This window comes from Rickettsia australis str. Phillips (genome assembly GCF_000273745.1).
Taxonomy (GTDB): domain Bacteria; phylum Pseudomonadota; class Alphaproteobacteria; order Rickettsiales; family Rickettsiaceae; genus Rickettsia; species Rickettsia australis.
In genome coordinates this window covers 1-12,408 of sequence record NZ_AKVZ01000007.1, presented here as the reverse complement: position 1 = coordinate 12,408, position 12,408 = coordinate 1, and the positions used below count along the sequence as shown (strand labels likewise).

Here is a 12,408-nt window from a genome sequence, read left to right as displayed (position 1 = left end):
CATTAACTTTACAAGGAAGAGGTTTGTCTAATAATTTACAAATTTTCTATACAATCTCCATTTATTATATGCTTAGTGTTTCCAATTATAAGCATCTCATTTTTTAAATATTCTTGCATATCTTCAGCCGGTCTATAACATCTCGTTCATAATGTTGTAATATATTGCTATTATTTCTTTATTAGTGTTATAAAATGACGGAGTAGGACCTGAAGCATCTTTTTGTGTTACTAAAGTAGGTAATAGGATTTCAGTCACATCTTTATTATTAACTCCTGCACTTGCCGAATGTAATACCGATAAACCCTGAGGAGTCGTAGACTCTATAGAATTCCGATTTACTTTTAAGATCTCTATTACTAAATCTTTTTTACCCTGTTCAGCTGCTTCGTGTAATAAAGCATTAGAATTATTTTCAAGGCATACCTTTAATGCACTATATAAAAGCTTTTATGCCACTTTTTGTTTTATCTTTAAATAACACTTCCAGCTCCTCTATATCACTATTTACCGATGCAGGTTTCATTTCTCTCTCTGAATCGAGGGAATTTAGGCTTGGAGTTTTATATTGACTTAAATCTGATGTAGGTAAAATGGGTACTGTTTGTTTTCTCATTAATTTTCCTAAATTTATTAATTATTTTAGGAAAAATGGTTAATTAGTGGTGGGTTGATGCCATTGCCCACGTGGATACCACCCCATCATTGCGAGGAAAATTATATAGTAATTTGACGCAGCAATCTCAGGAATTTTTTATTATTTATGAGATTGCCACGCAGCCTATGGCTGCTCGCAATGATGACTTTAGTATCCATGTAAGAATATTATAGTATAGTGAACCACACCGAGCTAATTTGCAATTCTCCTAAAATTAAGATTATAAATTTAGAAGTAATAACGCAACAAGTCGAATTGAATTGATTATTATTTAATTAATTAAAAATTATTAATTTATCACAATCGATTAGTTACTGAAGTTTTATATTTTCCATATCCCAATCATGAGAAACAGTATTATACTTTAATATATAAGGCTTAGTATCTATAGAATCTAGAATTACATCTGCAATCATATCATCATGCGATGAGATGAGTTCATTATAACCGAAATTAGCGTAATAAGGTTGATAATTTTTAAATCTAACCGTTATAAATTTCTCTTTAGTAATAGCAGGTAAGAATTTCACCAAATCATCAAGGTGACTTAAAGCCAAATCTTTCATCTCAAAAATTTGTAATCTATAAACATTTTTATAATCTTTGGTAAAGAATGTCGGTATAGAGCTAAAGCTACTACCAGATTGAACAGAAGCTATACTTAAAGCTTTAAGTGGAATGCCTGATTTATTACTAAAATAATCATCGGCTTCAAAAAATACCGCACCGCCGAAATTTATCATTTTAGCGATTTTATTATTGTTCACATCATATAAATCTACTGCTTGTTCTAGCTTTTTTCCATCACGAAATATAGTAAGTTTAATAGCTATTCCTTTGAAATTATCCATTTCTCTATCAAATAATCCTAAATTGCCGCCAAGTTCCTTATCATTAACTGCCCAAATAATATCACCGGCTTTTAAAGATTTTTCAGCAGGCGAACCGGCTAAAACTGCCTTAACACTTATCACCCTATTTCTACTGTCAGGAAACTTATTTATATATTTATCCATTTCTTCTTTAGGGAAATTATGATGTCTAACTGCTTTATTTAAAGAATATAACTCGCTTATTATTCCTATATGTTTTCTGCTTGGTTGTTTATTATTCTTTAAACTTTCTAAGGTGCGAGCTACGTAATCACCGTGCAGTGCTAGAGAATGAGTTTTACCACCACCGTATAATACTCCTATAGCCTCAATTTTATCGTTTAATACCGGTGAACCGCTAGCACCACTGGTACTATTTAGGTTAATAACATAAGTACATTGCGGCATTAAACCTTCAATATTATAAAGATCAGACAAATAACCGGTATGGAAATAAAAGCCTTTTGCTTCCGTGTTACCGACTACAAAAACCTTTTGATTTAATTTTGAAATCTCATTTGAGAAAGATATTTGTGTTGCCGATGCCGGTATATCTTTACTCTCTACTTTTAAAACAGCATAATCTTGCCAAATATCGTAATAGATAAGTTTTGCTTCTGCCTGCTCACCATTATAAAAAGTAACAAAATAAGTTCCAATAGACGCACCGCCGACAACATGAGTATTAGTAATTATATAACCGTTGTTCTTATCATTAATAAATCCTGTTCCTGTCCAACTACTTGTATCATCATGCCGATACGGCAATTCTAGTATCAATCGTTACGATTGCTTTCTGCGCTTTTTCAAATATAGCACTGCTTGCGTCAGAAGATGCTAAAACTATATTATTTAGGAAAACTAAATTAATAATACATAAAAGTTTTAGTAAAATCGGTAGTTTTTTCATTATCACCTCTTGTAAAATCATTTAAGCCGCACTATATCAAATAAAAAGCCATAGCACAATATAAGGGCTTGTTGCACACGGTATCATTCCCGCGTAGGCGGGAAGCCAGTAAAACTTATAAAAAGTTGTTTTTTAGGTTTATTTTGTCAATAAGCAATATTAAGGTTGTTGTTCTAGATTTGCACCTACGCGAGAATGACATACGGAGCACAACGCTAAATAATAAACAAAAATAAAAAAAGAAAACGAGGAATCTTATGGGAAAAGTAATAGGTATTGACCTTGGGACTACTAACTCTTGTGTTGCAGTCATGGAAGGTAAAGAGCCAAAAGTAATAGAAAATGCAGAAGGTGAGAGAACTACGCCGTCAATAATAGCTTTTGCAAATGGCGAAAAATTAGTTGGACAAGCAGCTAAGAGACAAGCAGTAACCAATCCTCGCAATACTATATATGCGGTAAAGCGATTAATCGGTAGAAATTTTACCGATCCTATGGTTAAGAAAGACCAAGATATCGTACCATATAATATAGTTAAAGCCGATAACGGTGACGCATGGGTCGAAGCGGATAACAATAAATATTCACCAAGCCAAATTAGTGCTTTTATTTTACAAAAAATGAAAGAAACTGCCGAAAATTATTTAGGCGAAAAAGTAACGCAAGCAGTAATTACCGTACCTGCTTATTTTAATGATGCACAGCGTCAAGCAACGAAAGATGCAGGTAAAATAGCAGGTCTTGAGGTACTTAGAATAATTAACGAGCCGACTGCCGCAGCTCTTGCTTACGGTTTCGATAAAGCGGCAAGTAAAACTATTGCAGTATACGATCTTGGCGGCGGAACATTCGATGTTTCAATTCTTGAAATCGGTGACGGTGTTTTTGAAGTAAAATCAACGAACGGTGATACATTCCTTGGCGGCGAGGATTTTGATACAAGAATATTAAACCATTTAATTGATGTATTCAAAAAAGAAAGCGGTATAGATTTACGTAATGATCCTTTAGCACTTCAACGTTTGAAAGAAGCGGCAGAAAAGGCTAAAAAAGAGCTATCTTCTGCAGTAACTACTGATATTAATTTACCTTATATTACAGCTGATAGTACAGGACCAAAACATTTAAATATTAAATTTACTAGAGCAGAATTCGAAAAATTAGTAGATGATTTAATTGAAAAAACCGTTGAACCTTGCCGTAAAGCATTAAAGGATGCAGGTTTAAAAGCTGCTGATATTCAGGACGTAGTACTTGTTGGCGGTATGACTAGAATGCCGAAAGTACAAGAAGCAGTAAAGAAATTCTTTGGGCGTGAGCCTCATAAGGGCGTGAATCCTGATGAGGTTGTAGCTCTTGGTGCTGCTATTCAAGGAGGGGTACTTAATAAAGAAGTAACGGATATATTATTATTAGACGTTACGCCTCTATCCCTTGGTATTGAAACCCTTGGCGGCGTATTTACAAGGTTAATCGATCGTAATACTACTATACCTACTAAAAAAAGTCAGATATTCTCAACTGCTGATGATAATCAGCATGCCGTAACTATTAGAGTGTTTCAAGGTGAACGTGAAATGGCAGCGAGTAATAAATTACTTGGTCAGTTTAATCTTGAAGGCATACCTCCTGCACCGAGAGGTGTTCCACAAATAGAGGTAACATTTGATATTGACGTTAATGGAATAGTGCATGTTTCGGCTAAAGATAAAGCAAGCGGTAAGGAGCAGAAAGTCACTATTCAGGCTTCCGGCGGTCTTAGCGATGCCGAAATCGAACAAATGGTTAAAGATGCTGAACAGAATGCCGATGAAGATAAAAAGCGTAAGGAACTTATTGAAGCAAAAAATGCTGCAGATAGTTTAGTTTATTCTACTGAAAAGAGTCTTACGGAGTATGGTGATAAATTATCATCAGAAGATAAAGGAGCTGCTGAAGAAGCACTATCTGCTTTAAAAGCTGTTCTCGAGTCGGAAGATGCTGCTTTAATTAAAGAAAAGACAGAGAATTTAACTGCAGCTAGTATGAAAATCGGTGAAGCAATGTATAAAGCACAAAGCGAAAACCAGCCTACTGACGAAAATACTGCTAACGATGACAGAGTAGTAGATGCCGATTTTCAGGATGTAGCGAAGAAGTAAAGATTATTATACAACACTTCATTAACGTCATTACGAGCAACTGCAAGGAGCGTGACAATCCAGAAAAAAATAATAAAAAATACTATAAATTAGCATTTTTTAACTGGATTGCTTCGTCCATTACTTTGTAATTTCTTTGCAATGACGAGAAAGCTGCTCCGATGACAACCCATTTTATAAATTAAATTATGTCACAAGATTATTACAAAATACTAGGCGTTAGTAAAACAGCTAGCCAAGCTGATCTTAAGAAAGCCTATCTCAAATTAGCCAAGCAATATCACCCTGATACTACTGACGATAAAGATGCTGAAAAAAAATTTAAAGAAATAAATAGTGCTTATGATGTTCTAAAAGACGAACAAAAAAGAGCCGCTTACGACCGCTTTGGGCATGATACTTTTCAAAATCAACAGTCACGAGGGGGCGGAGGAAATCATGGTGGTTTCCATCATGATATTAACGATATTTTCGGCGACTTCTTTAGTGATTTTATGGGAGGTGGGAGAAGAAAGCCTACATCCAGTAAGGCTAGAGGTGCGGATTTAAAATATGATCTGACAATTAACCTGGAGGAAGCATTTCACGGTATAGAAAAAAATATTAGTTTTTCTAGCGAAGTAAAATGCGATACTTGCCATGGTAGCGGTTCTGAAAAAGGTGAAACCGTAACTACTTGCGATGCTTGCGGCGGTGTTGGAGCGACTAGAATTCAGCAAGGATTCTTTACGATTGAACAAGCTTGTCATAAATGCCAAGGTAACGGACAAATTATAAAAAATCCTTGTAAGAAATGTCATGGCATGGGACGTTACCATAAACAACGAAATTTATCGGTAAATATTCCTGCCGGTGTTGAAAACGGTACTAGAATAAGACATACCGGAGAAGGAGAAGCAGGTCTTAGAGGCGGAAATAGTGGTGATTTGTACATTGATATAGCAATAAAACCACATGATATTTATAAGGTAGACGGAGCAAATCTACATTGTAAACTACCTATTAGTTTTGTGAATGCCGCTCTTGGAGGGGAGATAGAAGTACCGGTAATTGAAGGGGGGAAAGTCAACTTAACAATTCCGGCAGGCACACAAAACGGTGATCAATTAAGGTTACGCAGCAAAGGTATGTCTAAAATGAGGTCCACTATTAGGGGTGATATGCTTACACATATTCATGTTGAGGTACCTAAAAATTTATCTAAAAGACAACGTGAGTTACTAGAAGAATTCAAAAAAGAATCCATAAATGAAAAAGAAAATGACGGCAGCTTTTTTAATAAAATGAAAAGTCTTTGGTCGTAAATTTTATTTAACTTTCCTATAGAAATAAAACCTCCGATGTTATAAAATATTATTAGACTTCTTATAGAGCCTATCTTATAAAGAGGGGTTTGAAGGAAACACGGAACGCAGCACTACAGCGTATATAGACAATCGCACAGATGCGGGTACCGGATTGATGTATAAATTACCTTTCGAAGGAGGTTATGTAAGAAATCTATTTGCATAATATTATCCTGAGGTTTCTATGCCTTATAAAAATAATAACGATTTACCTGATTCAGTTAAAAATCATCTTCCAAGTCATGCTAAAGATATTTATCGCGAAGCTTTTAATCATGGAGGCAGTTGCTCATAAAGTAGCATGGTCAGCCGTAGAAAAAAATATCATAAAAATGATAAAGGACACTGGGTAGAGAAATAAGTCCAAGAATATAGACCTATTCCTTCTAGGGGTAATTTGTATGTCCATTCAGTACTCGAATCCTTGCGTACAAGTGTATACTTCAAATTCTTTCCTAAAGCCTTGTTTCTGAATAGATCTAATTTATAAGTTTGTAAGATTTTAAATTGAATCCTTGAAATTCTTGAAGCCTATATGTATATTTAGTTATTAACTGAATTTAAGTTTTTATGAAATTAACAAAATTATTGAGTACCCTTTTAGTTATAGGGTTAGTTTTCAGCGGATGTAAAAGCAAAAAAAACAGTGATGACATAGTAGTTCCTATTCCTACTCTTTATAACGAAGGTGTTACTTTGTTAGAAAAGAAAAAATATAAGAAAGCTGCGGAAGAATTCGGAAAAGTATTTTACCAGCATCCAGGTAATGAAATGACGCCGCAAGCCGAATTGATGCAGGCTTATTCTTTATTCCTCGCCGCTCAATATGAAGAAGCAGTTGATGTGCTTGAGATGTTCATTAATTTGCACCCTGCAAATGTTGACATTGCTTATGCATATTACCTTAAAGCATTATCATATTATATGTTAATTTCAGACGTAAATCATGATCAATCTAGAACTTTCTTAGCTAAAGATAGTTTTGAAGACGTAATAGCGAGATTCCCAAATACTAAATATGCTATTGATTCATCTTTAAAAATCGACCTAGTAAACGATCATTTAGCAGGTAAAGAGATGATGGTAGGTCGGTTTTACTTAAAGAAAAAGAATCCAATGGCAGCTATTAATAGATTTGAAGAGGTAATTGATAATTATCAAACTACTTCTCACTCAGTAGAAGCTCTTTACCGTTTAGTCGAAAGCTATATGATGCTTGGGTTACCTGATGAAGCAAAAAAATATGCCTCGGTGCTAGGCTACAACTATCCTGATAGTCAGTGGTATAGTTATGCATATAAGTTGGTTAAGTAGTAAGATATTCATGGTTCTTAAAACCCACTAGATGTCATCCTGTGGCTTGATCACGTGATCCATAAAAACAACTTTAAAATACTAATAAATTAGTATTTTAAACTGGGCCCCGTGATCAAGTCACGGGATGACAGTAAGAAAAACCGATCCATGCAATAACACTTATACAAATTAAAGAGTAGTGTATGTTTCATAGTCTCTCAGTCAAAAACTTCATTCTGATAGACGAGCTGGAAATTGAGTTTAATAAAGGTTTATGCGTTATTACCGGCGAAACGGGAGCCGGTAAATCTATTTTACTTGATGCTATTTTATTTTGCCTTGGTTATAAAACTTCAAATAATATAATAAAGCGTGGAAAAGACTACGCTGTTGTTAATATAATATTCTCTTTAAATGAAGAAATAAAAAATTTTCTGATTCAAAATTTGATTGAACATGAAGAATTATTGCTTGTAAAATGTTTGCAAAAAGCCGCAGGACGAAAAAATTTTTTCATTAATAATCAAGTAGTTAATAAGACTATAATGCAGCAATTAGCTACTTATTTATTCGAGCTTCATGGACAAAATAATAATATTTCCCTTCTAGAAGCAAGTACGCAGCGTGATATTTTAGATAGTTACGGAAATCTTTTGGATTTTCGTGCAAGACTTTCCAAATGCTATCAAACTTGGCAAAATATCAAAAAAGAAATTGCTGAAATAACATTTAAACAAAATTCTATAGAACAGGAAATTGATTATTTGAGCTTTGCAACGGAAGAATTAACTAAACTGAACATTCAAACAGGGGAAGAAGAAAAATTAGCAAATCTACGAAAAAATTTGCAAAATAAAAATAAGGATTTACAGCTAATAAAAGATATTCTAGAACAGCTTAATAACCCTGAAATAAATACATCGATTAATAGAGCAGAGAAATTATTAGCAAGGCAAGGCAATAATGAGCGTTTTGAAGCTGTCGCTAAAAGTTTAGAGGAAGCATATAATAATCTAGAAGAAGCACGCCAAGAATTATCAAATCTGTTGGATAGTTTTAATTATGAGGAATATAATCTTGAAGAAACAGAAGAACGATTATTTTTAATAAAAGCTATTAGCCGTAAATATAATGTTCCTGCGGATGAGTTAGACGTGTTTTTAGATAAATCTTTAGAACAGCTCGGTATATTAAAAAATAAAATAGCAAATAGTAACGAGTTAAAAGCTCAAGAAGTGCTATTACAGAAACAATATTATGAACTAGCGAGCGATTTATCTGCAAAGCGCCTTATTGCTGCAAAACATCTAGAAGAATCGTTGCATCAGGAGCTAAAACAGCTTAAAATGGCGAAAGCAATTTTTGAGATTGAGATAGAAGTTAGAAAAGAGCCGACAGCCAGCGGCAATGACGATATTGTGTTTAAAGCTTCTACTAACCCAGGAACAGCAGCGGCAGCAATGAATAAAATCGCTTCCGGCGGTGAATTATCAAGGTTCATGTTTGCTTTAAAAACTTCTTTGTTTGATAAAATGGTAAAACCGGCTATTATATTTGATGAAATAGATGTCGGGATTAGCGGAGAGGTCGCAGATAAAGTAGGTGAGCGGTTAAAAAAGCTTAGCTCAGTTACGCAGGTAATAGTTATTACGCACCAGCCGCAAGTAGCAGGTAAAGCGGATTTGCATATAAAAATCGAGAAAACACAGCTAGAGAAAGAAACGAAAGTAACGGTAAAAACTTTAAATTTAGCTGAAAGACAGGAGGAACTCGCTCGCATGATTTCAGGTAAAACAATCACCAATGCAAGTTTAAAAGCAGCAAAGGAGTTATTGCATTTGTAATAAACGTCATTGCGCGGGGCAAAGAGACGCGACAATCTAGAAAAATAATTAAAAAATTCTGATTTACAGAATTTTTAACTGGATTGGTTTGTTGAATTGCTACGTAATTATTCTTGCAATGACGATTTAGTATCCATACGGATGATGTCCACTAGCAATGACAAAAAACAAGGAATATATGAACAACTACACAAAATTAGAAAACAAGTTTGCGACCATCGCACATTTTAATAATATCTTAAGCATATTATACTGGGATGTTGCTGTAAATATGCCTATAGGTTCAGGTGAGAGCAGAACAAATGAAATAGTAACTTTAACGTCGATTGTTCATTCTATGCTCAAATCCCCTATACTAAAAGAGTTACTTAGCAAAGCAAAAGAAGAATCAACGCACCTTGATGAATGGCAGAATGTTAATATTAGAGAGATTGACAGAAAAATAACAGATGCAAATTGTATTGACGAGCAGCTACAAAAGAAATTGGTGGCTGCTACTACTAAAGCCGAACTTGTTTGGCGAAAAGCAAGAAAAAATAATGACTATAATTTATTCAAACCGCATTTACAAAAAGTTTTAGATTATATGAAAGAAGTTGCTAAAGTACGAGCAGATGTTTTTAATTGCGGATTATACGACTCATTAATAGATATGTTTGATCCAAGCAGAAAAAGTAGCGAAATCAAACAAGTTTTTTCAGTACTTAAAAAAGAACTCCCACAGCTTATAAATAAAGTTTTAGAAAAACAGAAAAGCGCGAAAGAATTAGTAAAGAACAGCGAGCTAGCTCCTAAAATGCAAAAGCGTATCGGAAAACGCATGATGGAAATTATGCAGTTTGATCTAACAAAAGGACGATTAGACGAATCAATTCATCCTTTTTGCGGTGGAACGCCAAATGATATACGTTTAACTACTAGGTATGATAAAGATAATTTCATAAGCGGTTTAATGGGAATTATTCACGAAACAGGACATGCTTTATATGAGCAGAATCTACCAGAAATGTATAAAGGGCAGCCGGTTGGCCTTGCTAAAGGTATGGCCTTCCATGAGAGCCAATCTTTATTTATGGAAATGCAAGTAGGTAGATCACAAGAGTTTACAGAATTTTTAGCTAAATTACTTCGAGATGAATTTGCTTTTAAAAGCGAAGAATATTCAGCAGAAAATTTATATAGAAAAATTACAAGAGTTAAACCTGATTTTATAAGAGTGGATGCAGATGAGGTAACTTACCCGATGCATGTAATATTACGTTTTGAGATAGAGGAAATGCTTATCAATGGTGACTTGAATCTTGATGAGTTACCAAGCTTATGGGATAGTAAGATGCAGGAATATTTAGGCGTTAAACCGGTAAATTTCAGTAACGGCTGTCTTCAAGATATTCACTGGTCACATGGAAATTTCGGTTACTTTCCCGCCTATACAAACGGTGCAATTATCGCATCAATGGTGATGAAGAAAGTAAAAGAGATGCATTCTAATATAAAAGATAATATATTAAAAGGCGATTTTAGTAATATCAATAATTATCTAAATAAGAATTTTAGAAATCTAGGTTCATTAAAAAATTCAGCTGATTTACTAAAGGCAGCAAGCGGTGAGGAAAAAATTAACCCTGAAGTGTATATAGGGTATTTAGAAGGGAAATATTTATAGTAATAAAATCGTCATTGCGAGGAAATTTAATATAGTAAATTGATGAAGCAAGCTCGTGCAAATTCCTGAGATGGCCACACTCCTTACAGTCGCTCGCAATGACGGCTTATGACAAAAACAAATAATACAAACAATAATATGGAAGAATATTTAAAAAAAACAGGTTATTTATTTGCTGGGAACGCTGTTTTTGTTGAAGAGCTATATAGGCAATATTTAGCCAATTCCGCCTCGGTTGATCAAACTTGGCAAGAATTTTTTGCCGGTATTAAGGATAATAGTGCTGTGCTTAATAAAAGTACGGCAAAGATAATTATTCCTTATGAAATAAAAAAAGAACCGTTACATAATAATCTATCTTCTGAAGTCCTAAGTAGTTTAAAAGCTAAGGAAATGATTAATGCTTATCGCAAGCATGCTCATTACTTAGCGAATCTTGACCCACTTGGTCTTGAGCTACGTAAAACAAAAAATGATTTAAAGCTTAATATAGAAATTTTTGGTCTTGATAGTAGCCAGTTAGAAGAAAATATCAATGTTACGGATGAATTTGTCGGTACTTGGAACTGTAAATTATCTGCATTAGTTACCAAGCTCGATAAAGTTTATACAGGTTCTATCGGGGTTGAATTTGAACAAATAGAAAATGTAGAAGAAAAAAGCTGGTTATATAGTCAGCTAGAAAACGAAATTACATTTTCTGCTGAAGACAAAAAAACTATCTTAAATGATTTAGTAGAAGTAGAAGGGTTTGAGCAATATCTACATACAAAATTTCCTGGAGCTAAGCGTTTTTCTGTTGAGGGTGGAGATGCTTCTATAGTTGCTATGAGTAAAGCTATAGATTTATCCATGAATCAAGGCGTTGAAGAAATCGTTATCGGTATGGCACATCGAGGGAGATTAAACACTCTGACTAAAGTAGTAGGTAAGCCATATAAAGCTGTTATTGCGGGTTTCATAAGCGGTAGCGTATTTCCTGATGAGTTAAATGTTTCAGGTGATGTGAAATATCACTTAGGCTATTCATCAGATAGAGTCATAGAGGATAAGAAAATACATTTATCACTTGCCGATAATCCATCACATTTGGAAGCAGTAAATCCTATAGTTGCAGGAAAAGTAAGAGCAAAACAGGATATTCTTGTAGATACTCAACGCAGTAAAGTTAAGGCTATTTTAGTACATGGTGATGCTGCTTTTTGTGGTCAAGGCGTAGTTGCTGAAAGTCTATCAATGTCACAGCTCACTGCTTATAATATCGGCGGAATATTACATTTCGTCATTAACAATCAGCTAGGTTTTACGGCTAATGCTAAGGATACTAGAGCTAGCAGATATTCTACGGAGTTTGCTAAAATCAGCGCTGCTCCGATTTTACACGTTAACGGTGATGATATAGAAGCAGTGTTAAAAGCTACCAATATTGCGGTAGAATATAGGCAAAAATTCGGTAAGGATGTTGTAGTAGAAATTATTTGTTACCGTAAATACGGGCATAATGAGGGCGATGAGCCGATGTATACTCAAGGCAAGATGTATGACATTATTAAAAGCAAACCGACCCCTGGAAATATTTACGCAAATGAGTTAGTAAAACGCGGTATAATTGATAATAATTATTTTGCTAAGTTAAAAGAAGAATTTAAAACAAGACTAGATAAGGAATATGAAC

General features: G+C 34.3%; 9 protein-coding genes and 1 pseudogene. 7 read left to right on the top strand and 3 right to left on the bottom strand.

Going from position 1 to position 12,408, the window contains the following annotated elements; all coding sequences use genetic code 11:
• Window positions 1-132: 132 nt before the first annotated feature.
• From A452_RS12440 to A452_RS07805, 3 genes and pseudogenes are all read right to left on the bottom strand, one after another.
• On the bottom strand, window positions 133-258 hold the full coding sequence (locus A452_RS12440) for a hypothetical protein (RefSeq protein ID WP_014413121.1): 126 nt from the start codon (window positions 256-258) through the stop codon (window positions 133-135).
• Between the two features lie 178 nt (window positions 259-436).
• Window positions 437-616, bottom strand: a complete 180-nt coding sequence (locus tag A452_RS0100830; protein WP_014413122.1) for a hypothetical protein — start codon at window positions 614-616, stop codon at window positions 437-439.
• A 353-nt stretch (window positions 617-969) separates the two neighbouring features.
• A pseudogene (locus A452_RS07805) lies at window positions 970-2,461 on the bottom strand (S1C family serine protease).
• Between the two features lie 236 nt (window positions 2,462-2,697).
• On the opposite strand from A452_RS07805, the gene dnaK reads away from it, so the two are divergent.
• The 7 genes from dnaK to A452_RS0100790 form a co-directional block, all read left to right on the top strand.
• Window positions 2,698-4,581, top strand: coding sequence for a molecular chaperone DnaK (gene dnaK / locus A452_RS0100820; protein WP_014413125.1), 1,884 nt, complete (start codon window positions 2,698-2,700; stop codon window positions 4,579-4,581).
• A 188-nt stretch (window positions 4,582-4,769) separates the two neighbouring features.
• Window positions 4,770-5,885 carry a molecular chaperone DnaJ gene (dnaJ, locus tag A452_RS0100815; protein ID WP_014413126.1) on the top strand — a complete coding sequence of 372 codons (1,116 nt, stop codon included), beginning with the start codon at window positions 4,770-4,772 and terminating at the stop codon, window positions 5,883-5,885.
• Window positions 5,886-6,111: 226 nt separating this feature from the next.
• Window positions 6,112-6,222, top strand: coding sequence for a ChaB family protein (locus A452_RS12915; RefSeq protein ID WP_014413127.1), 111 nt, complete (start codon window positions 6,112-6,114; stop codon window positions 6,220-6,222).
• Window positions 6,223-6,497: 275 nt separating this feature from the next.
• A complete protein-coding gene (locus tag A452_RS0100805; protein WP_014413128.1) occupies window positions 6,498-7,241 on the top strand; it encodes an outer membrane protein assembly factor BamD in 744 nt (247 codons plus the stop codon).
• A 185-nt stretch (window positions 7,242-7,426) separates the two neighbouring features.
• Window positions 7,427-9,067, top strand: coding sequence for a DNA repair protein RecN (recN, locus tag A452_RS0100800; RefSeq protein ID WP_014413129.1), 1,641 nt, complete (start codon window positions 7,427-7,429; stop codon window positions 9,065-9,067).
• 178 nt (window positions 9,068-9,245) lie between these two features.
• Entirely contained in the window at window positions 9,246-10,733 is a 1,488-nt protein-coding gene (locus tag A452_RS0100795) for a carboxypeptidase M32 (protein WP_014413130.1), read from the top strand.
• A 138-nt stretch (window positions 10,734-10,871) separates the two neighbouring features.
• On the top strand, window positions 10,872-12,408 hold a 1,537-nt coding region (locus A452_RS0100790; RefSeq protein WP_025999529.1), incomplete at its 3' end, for a thiamine pyrophosphate-dependent enzyme.

Coding starts and splice junctions, on each gene's coding strand:
- A452_RS0100830 (WP_014413122.1), bottom strand. CDS start 616: ATGAGAAAACAAACAGTACCCATTTTACCTACATCAGATTTAAGTCAA.
- dnaK (WP_014413125.1), top strand. CDS start 2,698: ATGGGAAAAGTAATAGGTATTGACCTTGGGACTACTAACTCTTGTGTT.
- dnaJ (WP_014413126.1), top strand. CDS start 4,770: ATGTCACAAGATTATTACAAAATACTAGGCGTTAGTAAAACAGCTAGC.
- A452_RS12915 (WP_014413127.1), top strand. CDS start 6,112: ATGCCTTATAAAAATAATAACGATTTACCTGATTCAGTTAAAAATCAT.
- A452_RS0100805 (WP_014413128.1), top strand. CDS start 6,498: ATGAAATTAACAAAATTATTGAGTACCCTTTTAGTTATAGGGTTAGTT.
- recN (WP_014413129.1), top strand. CDS start 7,427: ATGTTTCATAGTCTCTCAGTCAAAAACTTCATTCTGATAGACGAGCTG.
- A452_RS0100795 (WP_014413130.1), top strand. CDS start 9,246: ATGAACAACTACACAAAATTAGAAAACAAGTTTGCGACCATCGCACAT.